Source organism: Kribbella sp. NBC_00359, from assembly GCF_036097425.1.
Taxonomy (GTDB): domain Bacteria; phylum Actinomycetota; class Actinomycetes; order Propionibacteriales; family Kribbellaceae; genus Kribbella.
The window spans coordinates 4,403,145-4,423,890 of the sequence record NZ_CP107975.1 but is presented as its reverse complement, the minus strand read 5'-3'; the positions used below and the strand labels follow the sequence as shown (position 1 = coordinate 4,423,890).

Genomic DNA, 20,746 nt, shown 5'->3' with positions numbered 1-20,746 from the left:
CGGGACCCGCAACTGCGTCTCTATGTACACAGCCCACGACGGAGCTGGTTGTTGTCACGCGGCCGGGGTCATCTCCTCCTCGGCCAGTTCGTTCTGTACGGCGGCCAGCTCGGCGGTCTCGGCCAGCTCAGCCGCCCGCCGGGCCCTCAGCCCACGCAGACCGGTCAGCGCGATCACCAGACCGAGTGCCGCGATCCCGGTCACCACACCCAGCCCCGGCTTGTACGCCGACAGCATCCCGGCCGACGTGGTCACACCGACCGACTGGCTGCTGATCACCGCGGTCACGATCGCGAGGACCACCGCGCCGCCGACCTGGTTGGAGGTGTTGAACAGTCCGGACGCCAGCCCCTGCTCGTGGTCCGGGACCCCCGACACCGCCTGGATGTTCAGCGCCGGGAACCCGATCGCGAACCCGAGGCCGAGCAGCATGATGGTCGGGAACACGGTCGAGAAGTACGCCGCCTCCGGGCCGATCCGCAGCGACAGGGCGTACCCGGCGACGAACAGCGCCATCGAGGTGACGATCATCGCCTCGGTGCCGAACCGGTCGGCCAGCTTGCCCGCGTTCGGCGACAGGGTGGCGACCAGCAGCCCGGCCGGCAGGAACGCCAGCGCGGTCTCGAACGACGACCAGCCGAGCAGGTTCTGCATGTACATGGTGCCGATCAGCTGGAAGGCGACGTACGCACCGAACACGGTCAGGATGGCCAGGTTCGCCCGCCGGAGCGAAGCGTTGCGCAGGATGCCGAGCCGGACCAGCGGGTGCTTGGACCGCAGCTCGATCGCGACGAACGCGCCCAGCAGGACGATCGCCAGCGCGAACATCCCGAAGGTCTGCACCGACACCCAGCCGGCGTGCTCGGCGCCGACGACGGCGTAGACCAGGGACAGCATGCCGCCGGTGACGGTGATGGCACCGGGGACGTCGTACCCGCCGGAGGTGTTGTCGCGCGGGCTGTTCGGGATCAGCTTGAGTGCGAACAGCAGGACGATCAGGGCGACCGGGCCGGGCATCAGGAAGGTCCAGCGCCAGCCGACCTCGGTCAGCGCGCCGCCCAGGATCAGGCCCATCGAGAAGCCGCTGGCGGCGCAGGTGGTGAAGATGCTGAGGGCGCGGTTACGATCCGGGCCCTCGTGGAAGGTCGTGGTGATGATGGAGAGCGCGGCCGGCGCGGTGAACGCGGCGGCGACGCCCTTGACGAACCGCGCGGCGATGAGCAGTTCGGCGTTCGTGGCCAGCGAGCTCAGCATCGAGACCGCGGCGAACACGGCGAGCGCGATCAGGAAGACCCGGCGCCGGCCGAGCAGGTCGGCGGTCCGGCCGCCGAGCAGCAGCAGGCCGCCGTACCCGAGCACGTAGCCGGTCACGACCCACTGCAGGGACGAGAGGGAGACGCCCAGGTCGGCGCCGATGGACGGCAGGGACATGCCGACCATGGACACGTCCAGGCCGTCGAGGAAGATCACGCCGCAGACCACCAGAAGAGCGCCCCAGAGGCGCGCGTCCCAGGTCATGCGAGCCGGTGATGTGGTGTGCGTTGTCTGTGTCACGAGGGGAGACTATTCCATGCACATGCATCTAATGTCTAGGCATTAAATGCGTTTGCATTGAATGCGCGTGCATGCTATGGTCGCCACCATGACCGCTACGAAGGTCAGTGCCGGTCCTGGTGAGACCAGCGCCGATGCCAGTGCCGATGTCCGCGAGTGGCGCGAGCTGCTGGCTCGCCACGCGGATCTGACCTGCGCCCTCGACCGGGCGCTGCAGGCCGGTCACGAGCTCGGCATGAGTGAGTACGAGGTGCTCGAGCGTCTGGCCGAGCTGCCCGAGCAGTCCGCCAAGGTCGCGACGATCGCGAAGTCGGTGCACCTGAGCCAGAGTGCGCTGTCCCGCGTCATCGGCCGCCTCGAGACGGCCGGCCTGGTCGAGCGCCACATGTGCCCCGAGGACCGCCGCGCGGTGAACGTCCGGCTGACCGAGGAAGGCCTGCAGCGGCAGACCGAGGCGAGGCCGACCCAGCGCCAGGTTCTCGCCGAGCGACTGCACGCCCCGCTCGTGAAGACCTGCGAGCCCATACCATCGGTGGATGGCTGACGAACCGCGCCTTACCGCCGACGACGCTCGTGAAGTCATCGCCGATCTGCAGCGCATCGTCGCGCCGGACGGCATCCAAGAGACGTTCCAGCTCCGGGCCGGCGGCGTCGACCACTGGGTGTACACCCGCGGCCAGGACCGGTCGAACCCGGTCATCCTCTTCGTGCACGGCGGTCCCGCGTTCCCGCTCGCGCCGGTGATGTGGCAGTACCAGCGGCCGATCGAGGAGTACTTCACGGTCGTCACCTACGACCAGCGGGGCGCGGGCCGGACCTTCCGCACCATCGATCCGGCCACGATCGCGGACACGCTGACGCTCGAGCAGTACGTCAGCGACGCGATCGAGCTCACCGAGCAGCTCCGGGGGCGGTACGGCGTCGCCAAGGTGATCCTGATGGCCCACAGCTGGGGCACCGTGATCGCCACGCACGCTGCCCTCGCCCGGCCCGACCTGTTCCACGCGTACGTCGGGATCGGACAGTTCGTCAACTCCCGGACGAGTGAGCGCCTGTCGTTCGAGTACGCCGTCGACCAGGCCCGCGAGCACGACCACACCGAGGCACTCGAGCAGCTCGCGTCGATCGCGCCGTACCCCGGTGACGAGCCCGTGACCCGGGAACGGATCATCATCGCCCGTGAGTGGGCGCAGTACCGCGGCGGACTGTCGGCGTACCGGCACGACTCCACCTACTTCTTCCAGGCGGCGCTGCTGTCGCCGGAGTACACCCTCGACGAGACCGACACCATCGGCGAAGGCAACCAATTCACCCTCGGCCGGGTGCTCGACGAGTTGCTGGAGGTCGACTTCACCGGGGTCACCGAGTTCCCGATCCCGGTGCTCATGTTCCTCGGGCGGCACGACTACACGACGCCGAGTGCCCCGGTCGCCGAGTGGATCGAGGCGGTCGAGGCGCCGTTCAAGCAAGCTGTCTGGTTCGAGCGCTCGTCACATCTCCTACCCTGGGAAGAGCCGGGCAAGACACTGGTCAGCCTGTTGACCTATGTCCGCCCGCTGATCAGTTGAACGTGTAGGTGTAGCCGTCGCTGGTCAGGGTGCTGAGGACCCGGCCGCGGTGGTCTTCGCCGCGGAGCTCGAGCTGCAGGGCCACCTCGACCTCGTCCAGCCGCAGGGTCTCCGAGATGCGCTCGTGCACGATCTCGATGATGTTCACATCCAGGTCGGCGAGCTGCGCGAGCAGCGTGGCCAGACCGCCGGGCGTGTCCGGGATCCGCACCCGCAAGGACAGGTACCGGCCGGCTGCCGCCATGCCGTGCCGGATCACGCGCATCAGCAGCAACGGGTCGATGTTGCCGCCGGACAGCACCACCACGACCGGTGGCTTGAACCGCCGAGGCTCGTCGAGTACGGCGGCCACCGCGGCGGCGCCGGCTGGTTCGACCACGAGCTTCGCGCGCTCGAGGACCAGCAAGAGGGCCTTGGACAACGAATCCTCGCCGACCGTGCGGACCTCCCCGACGTACCGCTGGACCGCCTCGAACGGCACCGCGCCCGGCAGCCCGACCGCGATCCCGTCGGCCATCGTCGCCATGTGAGCGAGCTGGACCGGCTCACCGGCCGCCAGCGAGGCCGGGTACGCCGCCGCACCCGCGGCCTGCACTCCGACGACCTCGATCGGCATCCCGTCGCGCTGCATCGCGGACGCGATCCCGGCGAGCAGGCCACCACCACCGGCCGGTACGACGACCGTCCGGACCTGCGGGCACTGCTCGACGATCTCGAGCCCGGCGGTCGCCTGACCGGCCACGATGTCCGGATGGTCGAACGGGTGGATCAGCACCGCACCCGTCTCCGCCTCGAACGCGCGCGCCGCGGTCAGGCAGTCGTCGATCGACGTACCGACGAACCGGACCTCGGCGCCGTACGCGCGGGTCGCCTTCTCCTTCGGGATCGGGGCGCCGTGCGGCATGAAGACGGTGGCCTTGATCCCGAGCAACTGCGCCGCGAGCGCAACCCCTTGGGCGTGGTTGCCCGCACTGGCCGCGACCACGCCGCGCTTGCGCTCGGCCTTGGACAGCCGGGCCATCCGCACATAGGCGCCACGCAACTTGAACGACCCGGTGCGTTGCAGGTTCTCGCACTTGAGGAACACGTCGCCGCCGACGAGCTCGCTCAACCAGCGCGAGTACTCCAGCGGCGTCGGCGCCACCACGTCATGCAGCAGATCCGCGGCCCGCACGATGTCCCTGGCATCGATCACGCTCTCACCCTACGCAGGAAAAACCGTTGCACCGGCCACATACGCTGCTGGTCATGGAAATCACAGCTGTCGTGGTCCGTGCGTCCGACGACGCTGTCCTGATGATGCCGTCGGGTCTGCCGCGGGTGGAGGTCACCGAGAAGTTCTGGTTCCCGGACGTCGAGCCGGTGCTGCGAGCGCTGCCCGGTATCGAAGCCGTTGTGCTCACCTGCCTCAGCGAAGAGCCGATGATCTACCTGATGCTCTCGACCGGCGCCGTACCGGAAGACGCTCGTTGGGTGCACGACGTCGACGATCCGGCAGTCGCGGCCGCTCGGCGACACCTCGCCCTGCCGCCGGACTCCCCCGTCACGCCGGCATGGACGATGCCGGACTGGTATGACGAAGCCGTGCCCTGGATCGCTGAGCACGCCGCGGGCTCGCGGACACAAGTGCGCTCGTGGGGGTTGTCGAACGTCTTGCGCGTGAGCGGCCCGGACGGAGACGTCTACTTCAAGGCACTCGCACACTCCAGTACGATCCGGCCGGCTCACGCAGACGCATTGCCCCTTCTCTTCGCGCACGAGCCGTTGCTCCTGAAGCACCTCTCGGACGACCGGCCCGGCGCGGTGCCTGCGCCGTTGGCCATCGACGAGAAGCGCGCTTGGATGCTGTTGCCCGACCTCGGTTTCCCGCTGGCCGACGAGGCTGACATCGCGGTGTGGATCGACGCGCTGCGCGGGCATGCCAGGTTGCAGCGCAGCTATGTGGATCAAACCGACCGGCTGCTGGAGTTCAGTTGCGTCGACCGCCGGCTCAACGTCCTGGCGACCGAGCTCGACCGGCTGCTCGGGCCGAATCCGGCGACCGAACTGCTCGAGCCCACCGAGCGTGCGCGGCTGCCGCGGCGGGCCGAACAGTTGCACGAGGCAATCACCGAGCTCGCGGCGATCGGCGTACCGGAGACGCTGCTGCACGGCGACCTCCACCCGCGGAACCTTGCTGTGCGGGACGGGAAGGTGCTGGCCTTCGACTGGACCGACGGGCTGGTCTCGCATCCGTTCCTCGACCTGGTGACCTTCGTCGAGGAGAGGTCACCGCTCTCGATGGATCCGCGGGTGCGGGATGCTTATCTGGCCGAGTGGGAGGAGTACGCCTCCCCCACGGATCTGCGCCGGGCGCTCGAGCTGGCCGGGGAACTAGGCGCCCTCCATCAGACGATGACCTGCTTGCACCTGCTGGATCACCTGTCCGAGCCGGCTCGCGGATCCATGCTCCGCGGCGCGGCGTGGTGGTTGCGGCGGTTGCTCGAGCAGTAGGTCATTTGCTGAGGATGGTGAGCTGGTTCCGCATGCCCCGGCGTACCGGCGGGTCGAGGTGGCGGTCCCAGTCCGGGTGGCGCTCGCCGCGCAGGAGGGCGTAGTACGCGAGTGCGTCGGACAGCGCCGCCTCGCGCAGGTATCCTCGGGCCAGCGGCTGCTTACCCTTGCCGTTCGGCCGCGGACGACGTTCGTACGCCGCGTTGGCGGTGAAGATCCCGAGTCCGTAGAACACGGTCAGCAGGTCGGTCAGCGACTCGTGGTCGGGCCGGCGCGCGAACGAGATCCGGTTGCCGCCGAGCAGCAACTCGTGTCCGGCCTCGTGGGCGTAGATCGCTGTCAGCGCGACCGGATCGGCGGCCAACGCCGGCGCGAGCTGGATCTCGTTGCCGTCCGCACCGCGGAGCCACCGGCCGCCCTGCTCCTTCACCACACCCCGGTACGCCGGTCGCCGTACGCCGTCATCGACGAGCCCGAAGCTGAGTGCGCACCGGCCGGACGGCAGATCCATCCGGTCGGCGACCCGCGCGCACAGCTCCTCGGCCGCGGCGAGGCTGCCGTCGTACCCGGCCGGGATCAGGTCGTCCGGGAGGACAATCGGCCGGAGCAGGACGTCCCGCCCGAACTCGGTGACGAGCCAGTTCATCGACGAGCGGATCCACCGCCGTCGCCCACCCGGCAGCCGTTCGCGCGGTGCCTTCAGCTCGGCCCGGATCTGCTGATTGCGCCGCAACACCCCGATCGGATTCCTCACCCGCCGGATCATGCCTTTCCGACGGCGCTGTAAACCCTCCGGTTCCGCCGGGTCGCACTCAGTGACTATTTCAGCAGCAGCTTGCCGAGCCGCCGGGAGGCGACGTACATGCCGAGGGTGCCCATGACGGCCAGGTAGGCGGCGTTGATCAGCAGGGACCAGCTGACCGTGCCGGTGGTGAACGCGCGCTCGAGGACGACGCCCTGGTAGAGCGGGGTGATCTCGACCAGCCAGCGGATCGCGGTGGGGTAGGTCTCGACCGGGTAGAAGGTGGCCGAGAACAAGAACATCGGGATGATCGCCAGCTGCACGAACTCGAAGTCCTGCCAGCTGCGCATGAACGTGGTCAGCGCCATCCCGGCGCCGGCGAACGCGAACCCGATCAGCACCGACGTCGGCAGCGCGACCACCACCCACCACGACGACACCAGGCCCATGATCAACATCACCACGATGAACATGGCCGAGTAGCAGGCGCCCCGCAGCAGCGCCCAGGTCACCTCGCCGGTGGCGACGTCCCACGGCCGCAACGGTGTCGCCAGCATCGAGTCGTACAGCTTGGCGTACTTCATCCGGAAGAAGATGTTGTACGTCGAGTCGAAGATCGCACCGTTCATCGCCGAACTGGCCAGCATCGCCGGTGCGACGAAGGCGGCGTACCCGATGACGGTGCCGTCGGACAGCGTGAAGTCGCCGACCAGCTGGGCGACCCCGATCCCGATCGACAGCAGGTAGAACACCGGCTCGAAGAAGCCGGACAGGAAGACGACCCAAGACCGCCGATACAGCAGGAAGTTCCGCTCGACGATGTGCCGTCCCCCACCAACACGAACCGGAACCGGCACCACCCGGGCTGCGATGGTGGTCATGGGGCCTCCCGGCCTGGACTGAGGAGCGGAGGGAGCGAAGCGACTGGAGCGACGAGGGAAGGCCGGGAGACAAAGCCCCATGACCCCGCCGGCGCCGGAGGCCCGGCCAAAAGCACAGCCATCAGCCGATCAACTTCTTTCGGAAGCCGCGGACCGCGAGTTTGGTGCCGATGATGAACCAGGACAGTAGATAGGCGACGTTGAGGAGCGCGAGCCATGGATCGACCGAGCCCTCCGCCAGGGCTCGGGACAGATGGACCCCGTGCCACAGCGGACTGATGTAGGCGAGCCACTCGATCCAGTTGGGCAGCTGGGAGACCGGGAAGAACGCACCGGAGAACAGGAAGGCGGGAACCACGCCAAACCGGAAGATCATCGCGAAGCCCGAGTCGTTCTCCAGCGTGGTGGCGTACGCCGCGACCGGCCCGGCGACGGCCATCCCGACCAGCAGCGCGACTGGCAGAGCCAGCACGCCCAGCGGCGACTGCAGTCCGCCGAACGCCGCGATCACCACGAGGAACACCGCACAGGTGCTGCCCACCCGGAAGGCGATGAACCCGAGCTGCCCGTAGACGACGTCCGCCGGGCGCAGGGGAGTCGCGATCATCGAGTAGAAGAACTTCTGCCACTTCAGCCCGCTCATCACCGGGTACGTCGACTCGCCGACGGCTACCTGCAACGCCGTGGCGGCGAGCAACCCGGGCGCGATGTACTGCAGGTAGCTCACGCCACCGAGCGCGCCGGTCCCGTTGCTGTCCACGAACGAGCCGAGTCCGATCCCCATCGCCGCCAGGTAGAGCAGCGGCAGCAGGAAGCTGCTGATCAGCGTGCCCTTCCAGGTCCGCTTGTAGACGGTGAGCCAGTAGTCGAACTGGCGCCGCCCGTTCTCCAGTGCGAGCGTCATCAGTCGACCAACGTCCGCCCGGTCAGCCGGAGGAACACGTCCTCCAGGGTGGAGCGCCGTACCAGCACGGCGGCCGGCTCCAGCCCACGCTCGTGTACGGCGGCGACCGCGCGCTCACCGTCGTCCGTATAGAGCAGCAGGCGGTCCGGCAGCACCTCGATGCGCTGCGCCAGGTCCTCCACCTTGCCCGCCAGCGCATCGTGGTCGGACAGCATCACGTCCGGACCGAACCGCAGCTCGGTCACCTCGCGGGTCGAGTAGTCGCGGATCAGCTCGGCCGGTGAACCCTCGGCCGCGATCAGGCCGCCGTCCATCACCACGAGCCGATCGCACAGTTGCTCGGCCTCGTCCATGTAGTGGGTGGTGATGATGAGCGTCACGCCGGCCTGTTTGAGCCGGAACAGCTTGTCCCACAACAGGTGCCGGGCCTGCGGGTCGAGGCCGGTGGTCGGCTCGTCGAGCAGCAGCAGATCCGGCTTGCTGACCAGCGACCGGGCGATCGTGAGCCGCCGCTTCATCCCGCCGGAGAGCTCGTCGACCTTGACGTTCGCCTTCTCGGTCAGCGCGACGAACTCGAGCAACTCGTCCGCCCGGAGGCGGCACTCGGCCCGGCTGAGACCGAAGTACCGGCCGTAGATCGTCAGGTTCTCCCGGACGGTCAGCTCGGTGTCGAGCGTGTCGTCCTGCGGGCACACGCCGAGCCGGGCCCGGATCGAGGGGCCGTCGGTCGCCGGGTCGAGGCCGAGGATCCGCAGCGTGCCGCCACTGGTCGGTGAGACCGCGCCGATCATCCGCATCGTCGACGACTTGCCCGCACCGTTCGGCCCGAGGAACCCGAACGCCTCGCCCTTCCAGACGTCCAGGTCGATCCCGCGCACTGCCTCGAAGTCGCCGTACGACTTCCGCAGCCCGCGGACATGGACCAGGGACTCCCGCTGCTCACTCACGGACCGACCCTAGACGGACCGTCCGACATTCTCTTGTCGTTTTGAGCAGCTCCATGCCGAGAAGGTAGAACCTCAACAGCGCTGGAGGTCAACCGCGACCGACGTACGGCATCCCGGCCGCCATGACGGTCAGTGTCGGTACGGCGACCGAGGTCGGCAACTGGGCGATCCGGACCACGAAGTCCGCGACGATCCTCGGGTCGAACGTCGGCTCGACCGCGGACGACCCGTCCGGCTGCAGCACGCCCTGCCGCATCCGCTCGGTCATCTGGGTGGCGGCGTTCCCGATGTCGATCTGGCACGCGGTGATCCCGTGCGCGCGGCCCTCCAGCTCGAGACCCTTCGTCAGGCCGGAGATCGCGTGCTTGCTCGCGGTGTAGGCGATGCCCTGCGGCCGCGGCACGTGCGCCGAGATCGACCCGTTGTTGATGATCCGCCCACCCTTCGGCTCCTGCCGCAGCATCAGCCCGAACGCGGCCTGCGCACACAGGAACGACCCGGTCAGGTTCGTGTCCACCACCCGCCGCCAGTCCTCCTCCGCGACATCCGGTACGGCGGCCGCCGGCGCCCCGATCCCCGCGTTGTTCACCAGTACGTCGATCCGCTCCAGCCCACCGAAGAACGCGCGGACCGCTTCCCCCTCAGCCACGTCCAGCACCGCGAGCCGCACCCGCCCGCCCCCGTCAGCCACGGTCTCCCGAAGGGTCTCCTCCGTCCGTCCGGTCACGATCACGTCGAACCCGGCCGCCGCCAGAGCCAGCGCCATCTCCCGCCCCAGCCCGGAGCCGCCACCGGTCACCACAGCCACCTGTGTCACAGAACGCACCTCTCTGTCGTCGAATGATCGTCCGTTGATTCTCCTCTACTGCGGACAGTGACCATCCCGAGACGGAGAGTAAATGAGTGGCGGCTCGCTCGGTAATCTCGGAAACTCATTTGCGTGTATCACGCAAGCATGTATATGCTTGCAGCATGCAAGTAAACGACGCGTACACCCCGCAGACCCCCATCGAGGGCGTCATGCACGCGTTCACCCGGATCGGACGCCGGCTCAAGGCCAAGCAGCCCGGCGACACGATCGACCACAGCGCGCACGTCGCGCTGTTCGTGCTGCGGTGCAGTGGCGCACTGCGGTTGTCCGACCTGGCCGCGCGGATGGAGCTCGACGCCTCGACTGCGAGCCGCCACGTTCGCGCGCTGGAGCAGCTGGGCCTGGTCCGCCGCTCCCCCGATCCCGACGACGGCCGCGCCTTCCGGGTCGAGCTGACCGAGCAGGGCATCGAGCAGTGGGAGTCCAGTGCCCGCCGCCGGATGGAGCTGCTGAGCACCGCGATGGACGGCTGGTCCGAGGACGACATCCTGACGTTCGAGCGGCTGATGACCCGGTTCGCCGACGGCGTCGCCAATCTCACCGACACCCCGGCGGACGCTCGCTGGGCCGACAAGGGCTGGGCCGCGGTCGCTCCGCGACTACGCGCCGCCCCGGACGCTGAGCGCCGTACTGACGAAGACTTCGCGCCCGGCGGCGACCCCGCCACGCGCGAGAACACCGACAAGAACCTGGAGAGCACCAGATGAGCACCACTGAGCCCGCCACCGCCGGCGGCCCAGATAGCACCATCGCCGCCCCTGGCGGCGCCCCGAACTACCTGTCCCACAAGCAGATCCTGGTCATTCTCGGCGGTCTGATGGCCGGGATGTTCCTGGCCGCGCTGGACCAGAGCATCGTCGGTACGGCGCTGCCGCGGATCGTCAGCGAGTTCAACAGCCTGGACAAGCTGTCCTGGGTGGTCACGGCGTACCTGCTGACCTCGACCGCCTCCACTCCGCTGTGGGGCAAGATCTCCGACCTGTACGGACGCCGCCCGCTGTTCATCGCGGCGATCGTCATCTTCCTCGCCGGCTCCGTGCTGTCGGCCATGTCGCAGAACATCGAGATGCTGATCGGCTTCCGGGCCGTCCAGGGTCTTGGCGCCGGTGGCCTGATGTCGCTGGCCTTCGCCACCATCGGCGACGTGATCCCGCCGCGCGAGCGCGGTAAGTACATGGGGTACTTCGGTGCCGTCTTCGGCCTGTCCTCGGTGGCCGGCCCGCTACTCGGCGGTCTGCTCACCGACGGTCCGGGCTGGCGCTGGATCTTCTGGATCAACGTGCCGATCGGCCTCGTTGCCCTGGGCATCGTCGCCGCCGTGCTCAAGCTGCCGCACGTGAAGCGCTCGCACAAGATCGACTACCTCGGCGCCGCCACGGTCGCCGCCGCCGTCACCACGCTGCTGCTGGCCATCTCCTGGAGCGGCCCGAGCAACGGCTGGGGCAACGGGACCACGATCGGCCTGCTGGTCGCGGCCGTCGTACTGGCCGTCGCGTTCGTCTTCATCGAGCTACGGGTGGCCGAGCCGATCATCCCGATGGACCTGTTCAAGGGCCGGATCTTCTCCGGGTACGCCGGCTACGCGTTCCTGCTCGGGTTCGCGATGTTCGGTGCGCTGATCTTCCTGCCGCTGTACCTGCAGGCGGTCAAGGACCTGTCGCCGACCCAGTCCGGCCTGGCCCTGCTGCCGATGATCGTCGGTATCTTCTCCGCCTCGATCCCGAGCGGTCAGCTGATGAGCAAGACCGGCCGCTACAAGGTGTACCCGATCATCTCCTCGATCCTGGTCAGCGCCGCGATGGTCATGCTGTCCACGCTGAGCCTGACCACGCCGTACTGGCAGATGGCGATCTACATGTTCGTGATGGGCGCCGGCCTGGGCCTCTCGATGCAGATCACCGTCACCGCCGCGCAGAACAGCGTGCCGCGCAAGCACATGGGCACCGCGACCTCGACGATGACGTTCTTCCGCTCGATGGGTGGCGCGATCGGTACGGCGGTCTACGGCGCCGTACTGACCATCCGGCTGAAGGACCACCTGACCGACATCGTTCCGAACGCCACGCAGGCCGTGGTCGACGGACTGGCCAAGGCGGCGAACAGTGTGCAGGCTCTGCACGGGCTGGCGCAGCCGATGAAGGGCTGGGCCCTGCACGGTCTGGTCGACGCGATGGACGACGTGTTCCTGGTCTCCCTGCCGTTCCTGGCGATCGCGCTGATCCTGGCGATCATCACCCCGGAGCAGCGGCTGGCCGGCCGCTCCGACGGCCCGAAGCCGGAAGGCCAGGAGCCCGAAGGCGAGGACTCCGTCGAGGCCTCCGCCGCGGCCGCGATGCACTGACCGCGATCCGTCACCACAGCCGCCCCGGGAGTTTCCCGGGGCGGTTGTTCGCGCGTGAGGCAGCGAGCGGGGAGGTTAGTCATCTGCCGGGGCCGGGGTGGTGGGGTGGCGGCGTCTGGGGAATGGGGGTATGTGTCGCGGGGGTTCGGGATCGACGTCGTTGCCGGCCAGGTAGTTGACGATGGTGTTGAGGACGGCGGCGGTCGGTACGGCGACCAGGGCGCCGACGATGCCGGCGATGATCACGCCGGTGGCGATCGAGAGGATGACGGCGAGCGGGTGGACGCTGACCGCGCGCCCGAGCAGGAACGGCTGCAGGACGTGCGCCTCGAGTTGCTGAACGCCGATCACCACCCCCAGCATGATGATCGCGACGATCGGGCCCTTGGCAACCAATGCGACCAGGACGGCGACCACGCCGCTGACCAGCGCACCGACCACCGGCACGAACGCGCCGACGAACACCAGGATGCCGATCGCACTCACCAGCGGCAGACCGAGAATCGCCGCACCCAAAGCGATCCCGATCGAGTCCACGGCGGCCACGATGATGGTGGCCCGGACGAAAGCGGTCAGCGAGACCCAGGCCTTCCGCCCCGACGTGTCCGCCTTGACCCGGGCCCGGCGCGGGAACAGCCGGACCAGCCAGCGCCAGATCTGCTCGCCTTGGTAGAGGAAGAAGAACAGACAGAACAGCGAGATGAACAGACCCGCGATGACGTGGGTGGCCGTGGTACCGACCGCGGCTGCCTGCTGTCCGAGGAAACCTCCGGACGTGAACTGCTCGCGCAGTGACTTGATCGCGTTGGTGACGTCGGCGTCGGTGAGCCCGAAGTTGATCCGGCCGAGCTCCCGCAGCTTCTGCACACCCTCGCCGACCTGCGTCGACAGACTGTCGAACTGACTGGCGATCTGCGTCCCGACCAGCGTGAGCAGGCCGGCCACCAGCACGATCGTGGCGATCACGGTGATCCCGGCGGCGGGGCCGCGTGGGATGCGGAGTCGCTGCAGTCCGTTCGTGATCGGGATGAGAAGTGCGGTGAGCAGTACGCCGACGGTCACCGGGATGACCACTTCGGACAGGTACTGCAACGTGTAGCCGATCACCACGATGGCTGCGACGACCACCAGGAACCGCCAGGCCCACGCACTGGCGATGTGCATCCCGCGCGTCACCTCTGTGTCGCCGGGGCCGCCCGCCGAGGTTCGCTCGGTAGCCGCGGCCTCCGACGTCTCCGCCGGCACGCTGGACTCCTCGAGCACCTGGTTGTCCGCGACCGGACTCGGATCGTCGTTCCCCTCCGGTGGCCTCCCGGTCGCCGACGCGTCCGCGTCGTCCCTCCCCGCCTCGCTCATCACACCTCCGCAGCTAGCTTGCTGCTGAGACTAGTGCCCGGCCGCGGCGGTTCCATGAATCTGGGCGGCCAAGCCCTCGGCGGCCTTCGGATCCTCGTCGGCCAGCAGACCGACACCGGCCAGCACGTAGTCGGTGTCCACGCAGACCTCAGCGCGCTCCGGCACGAGCCACCCTTCCTCCCGCGCGTTCGTGCCGACCGAGCCCAGGATCCGCGCCGCCGCCTCCGGCCCGTTGTGCCGCAGCACTCCCCCGGATCCGACCAGCAGATCCACCTCGCGCAAATCCTTCCCGGACCGCTCGATCACCCGGCCACCCGGCCCGAACACGACCCGCTGCCGCCCCGCGTGCCGTCTGAGCGCGACCGTCGCGGCCACCGTCGCCAGGGTCTCGTCGTACGACGCCTCGAGCGCGCTGTCCGGCAGGTACGACGGATCACGGTGCCGGTGCTCGGCCGCCGTACGGATCGTGTCGTCGTCCGCGACCAGGCCAGCCTCGATGCCGGCGGCGACCACCGGTACGGCGCTCCACCGCATGCCGAGGTCGCCTTCGACGGTCCGCGTCACCGGATGGGTCGCGACCACCTCACGGCCGAGGTTCGCGTCCTCGGGGTCGAGCTCGATCACCGAGTGCACATCGGTCGTCGCCCCACCGATGTCCACGACGGCCACGTCACCGTGTAACCCGGCCAGCACCTCGACACCCCGCAGTACGACGTCGGGCGTGGCGGCCCGGACCATCCGCGCGAACGCGGGATCGCGGGACAGGTTCTTCCCCCCGATCACGTGCTTCAGGAACATCTCCCGGATCGCGGCCCGCGCACTGTCCGGCGCGAACACCCCGATCTCCGGTACGACGTTGTCCGCGAGCACATGCGGTACGTCGGCGGCCGTCAGGATCTCGCCGACCTCGGCCCGCGCGTCGACGTTGCCGGCGACAACGACCGGTCGGCGCCACTTGTACTTCGCCAGCGTCTCGGTTGCCTTGAGCAACACCGCGGAGTTGCCTCCGTCCGTGCCGCCCAGCAGCAGTACGACATCGGGACGGTCCTTGCGGAGCTCCCTCTGGCTGGTGGCCGTGAGCCCACCGTTGACCACGGCAACGACCCGGCCACCGCTGGACAAAGCTACTCGCCGTCCCGCTTCGGCGGTGACGAGCTCCTCGTTGCCCACGACACCGATCCGCAGACCGCCACCCGCGCTCGAGCAGGCGAGAACCTCGGCGTTCTCGACACCGCGGTCGACCTCCGCGAGCAGAGCACGGCAGGCGTGCCAGCCGTCCATCACATCCGTGTCGATCGTGGTGCGGTGCTCGGCCCGGGCGACCAGGTCACCCGAGCCGGAGTCCACCGCGATCGCCTTGGTGAAGGTCGACCCGAAGTCGACCGCGACCACGAGCGCCACGGATCAGGACATCGCGCGGTCGAGGTCCTGCAGCAGGTCGTCGACGGTCTCGATACCGACGCTGAGCCGGATCAGGTCGGCCGGGACCTCGAGCGGCGTGCCGGCGACCGAGGCGTGGGTCATCTTGCCCGGGTGCTCGATCAGCGACTCGACGCCGCCGAGCGACTCGCCCAGGGTGAAGACCTCGGCCTTGTTGCAGATGTCCAGCGCGTGCGGCTCTCCCCCGGTGACCCGGAACGACACGATCCCGCCGTACCGCTTCATCTGCTTCGCGGCGGTCTCGTGGCCGGGGTGGCCGTCGATGCCCGGGTACAGCACCTGGCTGACGGAGTTGTGCCGCTGCAGGAACTCGACGACCTTCTCGGCGTTGTCGCTGTGCCGGTCCATCCGGACGCCGAGTGTCTTGATGCCGCGCAGCACCAGCCAGGAGTCGAACGGGCCGGCGACCGCGCCGATCGCGTTCTGGTGGAAGGCAATCTTGTCGGCCAGCTCGGCGTCGCGGACGATCAGCGCGCCGCCGACGACGTCGGAGTGACCACCCATGTACTTCGTCGTCGAATGCACGACCACGTCCGCGCCGAGCTCCAGCGGCTGCTGCAGGTACGGCGAGGCGAAGGTGTTGTCGACCACCAGCAAGGCGCCGGCGTCGTGGGCGATCTGCGCGACGATGGCGATGTCGGCGACGTTCAGCAGGGGGTTGGTCGGCGTCTCCAGCCAGACCACCTTCGTCTTGCCCGGGCGGATCGCGGCCCGGATCGCCTCCGGGTGGGTGACCGCGGCCGGCGTCATCTCGACACCCCATGCGCCCAGCACCTTCGAGAACAGGCGGAACGTGCCGCCGTACGCGTCGTCGGGGAAGACCACGTGGTCACCCGGCACGCACAGCGACCGGATCAGGGTGTCCTCGGCGGCGAGACCACTGGCGAACGCGAACCCGCGGTTGCCCGACTCGATCGCGGCCAGACATTCCTCGAGCGCCGTCCGGGTCGGGTTCGCCGACCGGGAGTACTCGTAGCCGTTGCGCAGCCCGCCGACGCCGTCCTGCTTGTAGGTGCTGGTCGCGTAGATCGGCGGCACCACCGAACCGGTGGTGGGGTCGGGCTCGTTCCCGGCGTGGATGGCGAGCGTCTCGAAGCCGTAGTGGTGTTCCGTGTTCACCGGACCAGCGTACGGCCTGGTCTGCTGCCGCCGTGCACGCCGTCCACAGCCGGGACGATTCGATGGATCCGAGTTGTCCACAGGCGCGTCGGAGCCGGTGGCAACTGACCCGTACGGCAGCCTACCGTTGCGCTCAGTGGTTGCCCCCGGACCGCGGACGGAAGGACACAGCACCGGATGAAGACGCAGGACAGGCCGCTCGACCAGGACGACCTGGCAATGGCGGATCTCGCCGAGATCCAGGACTGGACCAGGCTGGCCGGCCCCGACGGCGACGATTCCGGTCCCGAGGTCGTGCGGGCGCTGGTCCACCGCGTGATGGCACAGACACCCTGGCAGCCGTGGCCGCTGCGGCAGGGTGAGGTGATCGCCGACGAGATGGTCTCCTGGGGATTCACCACTCCGCGCGGCTCGACCCTGATCGTGTTCGACGGCTTGGTCTTCGCCGACTGCCCCGACAGCGGCTGGTCGGCGTACGACATCGGCCCCGACGACATCGCCGCTGCAGAGGCCGGGCTGGACGCGCACTGGCCCGACCACTTCGCTCTGGCCACCCGCCACTGGGGCGAGCCGGACTACGTCGGCGACGACTCCGAGCCCGGCTTCGCCGACGACTGGGCTCCCGGCGCCGCCGCCGGCCACCGCCACCTGGCCGTCTGGCTGCGCCCGGGCGCCGAGCTCCACCTCTACAGCATCAAGCCCACCAAGGACCCCCTGACGAACGCCGTCGGCGTCAACTACGCCGTGTACATCGACTAGGAGACCTGATGAGCGACCAGTCCCCTGCCGCCCGTCTCGGTTTTCGCGACCGCCGCAGCGCCGCCAAGGCCGCGAAGCGGGATCGCAAGTCCCGCTGGAAAGCCGAAAAGCTGGGCGCGAAGTCAGCCAAGGCCGCCTTCGCCAACGCCCGCGCGGGCGTCCGGAGAATGAACCGAGCCGAGCGTGGGGCAATCGGCCGCGCCGGCCTGACCAGGGCCCACCTGGCCGAGATGGCGACGCAGCACGTCGCCGGTCACTTCAACGACACGGCCCGGAGCGTCGGCCTGAGCTACGAGGGCACCGCGCGCCAGCTCCTGGCGGACGCGGGAGGACCCGACCGGATCCTGCAGTGGAACCCGGCCAAGATGGTGCGCAACGCCGCGTCCCGCTGGGCCGATGTCCGTCGGGGGACGAAGGAGCTCAAGGCCGGGTACGCGATGGCTCGCAACGCGGTCGACCGCATGGAACCGAGTGACCTGCAGACCATCGGCGCCCAGCGAATGACCGCAGCCAGACTCCAGTACCTGGCGGAACAGGGCATGCGGCGAGTCGTCACCGGTGGCCCGTCAACGTTGGCGCCTGAGTTCCAGCAGCGGGCCTACGAGCAACTCGGAGCACAGCAGCACGGAACACAGCAGGCCGCGTCGATCGGGCAGCAGCAGACCCAGCCGGTTCCGACCCCGCAAGAGGCACTCCTGCAGGATCGGATCCAGCGGCTGGAACTCGAGGTCGAGGCCCTAAGGAATCAGGTCGCCCAGCTCCAGGCACAGCAAGCCCAGCTGGAGCAGCAGGTCCAGGTCGCCCAACAACTCCAGCCGGAAGTCGCCCAACAGCAACCCGAGGCAGCGGAAGCGCAAACCGGTGCGGCACAGCAACAGCCCGAAGGCGCCCCGGAGCAGTCCGGGGGTGCGCCGGAGCGGGCCGAGGGTGCACAGCGGCAGCCTGAGGTGGTGCAACCGCAGGCCGGGGCCGTGCAGCAGCCGGAGACGGCTGAGGGCCAGCACAATGTCGGAATGCACCGGGTCGTCGAGACCCAGCGGCCGGCTGCCCGGCAGGAGGGCGACCCGGAGAACGCCCAGCACTGGGTGGACGCGGCCGCAGGACAGACGCCCGGGCAACCCCAGCCAGCGGCAGCCGAAGCCGTGGGGCAACGGCCCGACGGGCAACAGACCGCACCGGGCGGCGCGGCGAGGAACTCAGGAAGCCTGTCGGTGCGAGACATGCAAGAGGTCCACGCTGCCTTTGCCGGCAGGCCGCCGGCCGAACCCTCGAACCCCGCGGGCGCCCGGGACACCGCCGCCGCGGCCGAGAAGGGGCTGCACAAGTCAGGTCAGACCACCGAGCGGCAGGGCGACTCGATCAACCGCTGACCCGTGTGATCCCGTGACCTGACCGCAACCATTGGCGCGATGACGTGACCCTGACCGGGGCCTACGGTTGCGGCCGAAAGGCCTGACAGAGACGGAAGGAACAAGCCCGGATGAAGACGCAGGACAGGCCGCTCGACGAGGACGACCTGGCGATGGCCGACCTCGCCGACGTAGCGGACTGGACCAGGGTGGCCGGCCCGGACAGCGACGCGTCCGGCCCGGCAGTGGTCCGCGCACTCGTGCAGCGGGTGACGGCCGCCACCGACTGGCAGCCATGGCCCCTGGCGGCCGGCGAAGAGATCGACCCGCTGGTGGCGTCGTGGGGATTCACCACGCGGCGCGGCAGCACGATCATCGTGTTCGACGGGCTCGCCTTCTCCGACTGCCGCAACAGCGGCTGGATCGCGTACGAGATCGAGCCGGACGACATCCCGGCCGCCGAGGCCGGACTGGACAAGGCCTGGCCGGACCACCTCGAGCTCGCCCGCAAGCACTTCGGCGATCCCGACTACGTGGGTGACGAGAGCAGCCCGACGTTCCTCGACGAGTGGGCGCGGGGTGCGGGCGCGGACCGGCGGCACCTCGCCGTCTGGGTTCGCCCGGGCGCCCAGATCCACCTCTTCAGCGACAAGCCCACCAGGGATCCGCTGACCAGCTCGGTTTGTGTCAACTACGCGGTCTACATCGACTAGGAGCTCGCAGATGACCACCCCGCACCAAGGCCCTGGGATGTGGCAGCAGGGCAACGCCTTCGAGGCGCTCGAATGGCTCGCGAACCTCGACGCCCGTCAGCAGCAGGCGTTGCAGCGGGCCATGAACACCCACCAGGCGCTCGGCCCGATCTACAACGCCGCCGCCCGGGTCCAGCAGGTCTCCGTCGACACCGCGCGCCGGCTGAGCGACGGCGCCCAGACCCTCGCGACCCAGGCCCGCCAGTTCGGTCGTGACACCGTCACCAGGGCCGGCGAGATCCGCGACAACACCGTCGACCGAGTGGCCGATTTCGGGCAGCGGGTGCAGGTCCAGGCGGACCTCGCCACCCAGGTCGTGAACGAGCGCCTGGACGCTGCCGGCCGGGCGATCACAGCCCAGGGCCGCGCCGCCGTCGAGGGCGCACAGAACCTGGGCCGCAACGCTGTCGAGGGAGCGCAAACCGCCGGCCGCAACGCCGTCCAGGCCGGTCGCAACGCCGTCGAAGGCGCACAGAACCTGGGCCGCAACGCTGTCGACGGTGCGCAGACTGCCGGCCGCAACGCCGTTCAGGCCGGCCGCAACACGGTCGACCGGATGTCCCGCTGGGTCCAGGACCGGCGGTCGAACGCGTCCAACCGCGCCAACGCCGCGCGCGCCGCCTTCGCCGCGTTCAAGAACCCGGCGTTGAACCAGGCCAACGTGCACGGCAAGGACATCCAAGCCCTGAGCGCCCACGCTCACGCCCTGGTCAGTGCGCAGACCCCCGAGGCGCGTGCGGCCGCCGCCCAGCAGTTGGTTCAGGCCGCCTCGTCCCTGCAGACGTCGGGTTACCAGTACGCCCAGCAGGCCCCGGGCCAGCACCGCGCCGGCGCCGACCGGCAGGGCAACCTCGCTCAGTTCGTCAACGCCGGGCAGCCCTCCGCAGGTCAGATTCCCGCCCGGGCCGCCGCGCAGGAAACGAACGCGCAGGGCCAGCAGCAGGGCACTCAAGGCGAAGCCCAGCGCACCGGCGGCCCGACCAGCGGCCCAGCCGCCGGCCAGAAGGGCCCCGAGTTCAACAAGTAACCCGCCCGTCCCGAAGCACCCGAACGCCGCCGGCTACCCGGCGGCGTTCGCCTTTCCACCCGCCCATCCGGCAATCTCGAACTGAAGATCTTGACGCAACCTTGGGGTTGCAATAGGTTGGATTGCAACTAGACGGTTGCTATTTGCTGGAGGTTGTCATGGGGTTTCCCGATCGGATCGAGCGGACGGTTGAGCTTGCGCACCTGCCGAAGAAGGTGTGGGCGGCGCTCACCACCGCGGAAGGGCTCGGCACCTGGTTCGGGCATCAGGCGACGATCGACCTGCGGCCGGGCGGGACCGGGCAGATGACCTGGAACAGCGGCGACAAGGCCGAGATGCGGATCGAGCGCGTCGACGAGCCGACCATCTTCGGCTTCACCTGGCACATCTACGGCCTCCCCGCCGAGGACCCGCGCCGGACGTACGTCGAGTTCACCCTCGAACCCGTCGACACCGGCACCCGCCTCACCGTCGTCGAGTCTGGCTTTGCCCAGCTCCCCGACGAGGACTACCGCAAGGCCTTCAGCAGCAACACCGAAGGCTGGGCCTCCGAGCTCGGCGAACTGGTCGACTACCTCAACGCCACCTGACCAGGTGCTCTGCCGCGCCAGGACACTGCGGGACGGATCGCCGGCGCCGCGTG

Annotated in this window: 20 protein-coding genes; 10 read left to right on the top strand and 10 right to left on the bottom strand. The window is 69.1% G+C overall.

The features are described 5' to 3' along the window. Positions 1-54 precede the first annotated feature (54 nt). A complete protein-coding gene (locus OG876_RS21715; protein WP_328526728.1) occupies positions 55-1,554 on the bottom strand; it encodes an MFS transporter in 1,500 nt (499 codons plus the stop codon). A gap of 88 nt (positions 1,555-1,642) precedes the next feature. Between OG876_RS21715 and OG876_RS21710 the strand changes: the two genes are divergently transcribed. Next, positions 1,643-2,098, top strand: coding sequence for a MarR family winged helix-turn-helix transcriptional regulator (locus OG876_RS21710; protein WP_328526727.1), 456 nt, complete (start codon positions 1,643-1,645; stop codon positions 2,096-2,098). Further along, complete coding sequence (locus OG876_RS21705; protein WP_328526726.1) at positions 2,091-3,122, top strand: alpha/beta hydrolase; 1,032 nt, start codon at positions 2,091-2,093, stop codon at positions 3,120-3,122. The genes OG876_RS21710 and OG876_RS21705 overlap by 8 nt, the downstream gene beginning before the upstream one ends. On the opposite strand, the gene ilvA is transcribed toward OG876_RS21705, so the two are convergent. Next, positions 3,115-4,317, bottom strand: a complete 1,203-nt coding sequence (gene ilvA / locus OG876_RS21700; RefSeq protein ID WP_328526725.1) for a threonine ammonia-lyase — start codon at positions 4,315-4,317, stop codon at positions 3,115-3,117. The two genes, OG876_RS21705 and ilvA, sit on opposite strands and share 8 nt — an antisense overlap. Before the next feature lie 53 nt (positions 4,318-4,370). Between ilvA and OG876_RS21695 the strand changes: the two genes are divergently transcribed. Next, complete coding sequence (locus OG876_RS21695) at positions 4,371-5,615, top strand: aminoglycoside phosphotransferase family protein (protein WP_328526724.1); 1,245 nt, start codon at positions 4,371-4,373, stop codon at positions 5,613-5,615. 1 nt (position 5,616) lies between these two features. Here OG876_RS21695 and OG876_RS21690 read toward each other — a convergent pair whose 3' ends face one another. The 5 genes from OG876_RS21690 to OG876_RS21670 form a co-directional block, all read right to left on the bottom strand. Then, complete coding sequence (locus OG876_RS21690; RefSeq protein ID WP_328526723.1) at positions 5,617-6,369, bottom strand: hypothetical protein; 753 nt, start codon at positions 6,367-6,369, stop codon at positions 5,617-5,619. Between the two features lie 65 nt (positions 6,370-6,434). Then, positions 6,435-7,238, bottom strand: coding sequence for an ABC transporter permease (locus tag OG876_RS21685; protein ID WP_328526722.1), 804 nt, complete (start codon positions 7,236-7,238; stop codon positions 6,435-6,437). A gap of 121 nt (positions 7,239-7,359) precedes the next feature. Further along, positions 7,360-8,142, bottom strand: a complete 783-nt coding sequence (locus OG876_RS21680; RefSeq protein ID WP_328526721.1) for an ABC transporter permease — start codon at positions 8,140-8,142, stop codon at positions 7,360-7,362. Further along, the gene (locus OG876_RS21675) at positions 8,142-9,089 is read right to left on the bottom strand and encodes an ABC transporter ATP-binding protein (RefSeq protein ID WP_328526720.1); all 948 of its coding nucleotides are present in this window, start codon (positions 9,087-9,089) and stop codon (positions 8,142-8,144) included. The genes OG876_RS21680 and OG876_RS21675 overlap by 1 nt, the downstream gene beginning before the upstream one ends. An 88-nt stretch (positions 9,090-9,177) precedes the next feature. Beyond that, positions 9,178-9,906 (bottom strand): SDR family oxidoreductase, encoded by a 729-nt coding sequence (locus tag OG876_RS21670; protein ID WP_328526719.1) that lies wholly within the window; start codon positions 9,904-9,906, stop codon positions 9,178-9,180. A gap of 155 nt (positions 9,907-10,061) precedes the next feature. Here OG876_RS21670 and OG876_RS21665 point away from each other — a divergent pair, with 155 nt between their 5' ends. Together OG876_RS21665 and OG876_RS21660 are read left to right on the top strand one after the other, a co-directional pair. Further along, positions 10,062-10,667 (top strand): MarR family winged helix-turn-helix transcriptional regulator, encoded by a 606-nt coding sequence (locus OG876_RS21665; RefSeq protein ID WP_328526718.1) that lies wholly within the window; start codon positions 10,062-10,064, stop codon positions 10,665-10,667. Next, the gene (locus tag OG876_RS21660; protein ID WP_328526717.1) at positions 10,664-12,301 is read left to right on the top strand and encodes an MDR family MFS transporter; all 1,638 of its coding nucleotides are present in this window, start codon (positions 10,664-10,666) and stop codon (positions 12,299-12,301) included. The genes OG876_RS21665 and OG876_RS21660 overlap by 4 nt, the downstream gene beginning before the upstream one ends. Before the next feature lie 75 nt (positions 12,302-12,376). Here OG876_RS21660 and OG876_RS21655 read toward each other — a convergent pair whose 3' ends face one another. The 3 genes from OG876_RS21655 to OG876_RS21645 are packed head-to-tail and all read right to left on the bottom strand — an operon-like array spanning position 12,377 to position 16,216. Next, the gene (locus tag OG876_RS21655) at positions 12,377-13,657 is read right to left on the bottom strand and encodes an AI-2E family transporter (RefSeq protein ID WP_328526716.1); all 1,281 of its coding nucleotides are present in this window, start codon (positions 13,655-13,657) and stop codon (positions 12,377-12,379) included. Between the two features lie 30 nt (positions 13,658-13,687). Beyond that, positions 13,688-15,058 (bottom strand): glutamate mutase L, encoded by a 1,371-nt coding sequence (locus tag OG876_RS21650; protein WP_328526715.1) that lies wholly within the window; start codon positions 15,056-15,058, stop codon positions 13,688-13,690. A gap of 3 nt (positions 15,059-15,061) precedes the next feature. Then, positions 15,062-16,216: a cystathionine gamma-synthase gene (locus OG876_RS21645; protein WP_328526714.1), complete on the bottom strand. Its 1,155-nt coding sequence runs from the start codon at positions 16,214-16,216 to the stop codon at positions 15,062-15,064. 177 nt (positions 16,217-16,393) lie between these two features. On the opposite strand from OG876_RS21645, the gene OG876_RS21640 reads away from it, so the two are divergent. The 5 genes from OG876_RS21640 (at position 16,394) to OG876_RS21620 (ending at position 20,693) form a co-directional block, all read left to right on the top strand. Further along, positions 16,394-16,975, top strand: a complete 582-nt coding sequence (locus OG876_RS21640) for a hypothetical protein (RefSeq protein ID WP_328526713.1) — start codon at positions 16,394-16,396, stop codon at positions 16,973-16,975. An 8-nt stretch (positions 16,976-16,983) separates the two neighbouring features. Next, positions 16,984-18,345 (top strand): hypothetical protein, encoded by a 1,362-nt coding sequence (locus OG876_RS21635; RefSeq protein WP_328526712.1) that lies wholly within the window; start codon positions 16,984-16,986, stop codon positions 18,343-18,345. Between the two features lie 110 nt (positions 18,346-18,455). After that, positions 18,456-19,037, top strand: coding sequence for a hypothetical protein (locus OG876_RS21630; RefSeq protein WP_328526711.1), 582 nt, complete (start codon positions 18,456-18,458; stop codon positions 19,035-19,037). 10 nt (positions 19,038-19,047) lie between these two features. Next, positions 19,048-20,103 carry a hypothetical protein gene (locus OG876_RS21625; protein ID WP_328526710.1) on the top strand — a complete coding sequence of 352 codons (1,056 nt, stop codon included), beginning with the start codon at positions 19,048-19,050 and terminating at the stop codon, positions 20,101-20,103. Between the two features lie 158 nt (positions 20,104-20,261). After that, positions 20,262-20,693 (top strand): SRPBCC domain-containing protein, encoded by a 432-nt coding sequence (locus OG876_RS21620; RefSeq protein WP_328526709.1) that lies wholly within the window; start codon positions 20,262-20,264, stop codon positions 20,691-20,693. Positions 20,694-20,746 lie beyond the last annotated feature (53 nt).

Bases quoted from the DNA above. Each gene is read 5' to 3' on its own strand.
- OG876_RS21665 (WP_328526718.1), top strand. From the start codon at position 10,062: ATGCAAGTAAACGACGCGTACACCCCGCAGACCCCCATCGAGGGCGTC.
- OG876_RS21630 (WP_328526711.1), top strand. From the start codon at position 18,456: ATGAAGACGCAGGACAGGCCGCTCGACGAGGACGACCTGGCGATGGCC.
- OG876_RS21685 (WP_328526722.1), bottom strand. From the start codon at position 7,238: ATGACCACCATCGCAGCCCGGGTGGTGCCGGTTCCGGTTCGTGTTGGT.
- OG876_RS21710 (WP_328526727.1), top strand. From the start codon at position 1,643: ATGACCGCTACGAAGGTCAGTGCCGGTCCTGGTGAGACCAGCGCCGAT.
- OG876_RS21655 (WP_328526716.1), bottom strand. From the start codon at position 13,657: ATGAGCGAGGCGGGGAGGGACGACGCGGACGCGTCGGCGACCGGGAGG.
- OG876_RS21640 (WP_328526713.1), top strand. From the start codon at position 16,394: ATGAAGACGCAGGACAGGCCGCTCGACCAGGACGACCTGGCAATGGCG.
- OG876_RS21660 (WP_328526717.1), top strand. From the start codon at position 10,664: ATGAGCACCACTGAGCCCGCCACCGCCGGCGGCCCAGATAGCACCATC.
- OG876_RS21635 (WP_328526712.1), top strand. From the start codon at position 16,984: ATGAGCGACCAGTCCCCTGCCGCCCGTCTCGGTTTTCGCGACCGCCGC.
- OG876_RS21695 (WP_328526724.1), top strand. From the start codon at position 4,371: ATGGAAATCACAGCTGTCGTGGTCCGTGCGTCCGACGACGCTGTCCTG.
- OG876_RS21620 (WP_328526709.1), top strand. From the start codon at position 20,262: ATGGGGTTTCCCGATCGGATCGAGCGGACGGTTGAGCTTGCGCACCTG.
- OG876_RS21625 (WP_328526710.1), top strand. From the start codon at position 19,048: ATGACCACCCCGCACCAAGGCCCTGGGATGTGGCAGCAGGGCAACGCC.
- OG876_RS21680 (WP_328526721.1), bottom strand. From the start codon at position 8,142: ATGACGCTCGCACTGGAGAACGGGCGGCGCCAGTTCGACTACTGGCTC.
- OG876_RS21705 (WP_328526726.1), top strand. From the start codon at position 2,091: ATGGCTGACGAACCGCGCCTTACCGCCGACGACGCTCGTGAAGTCATC.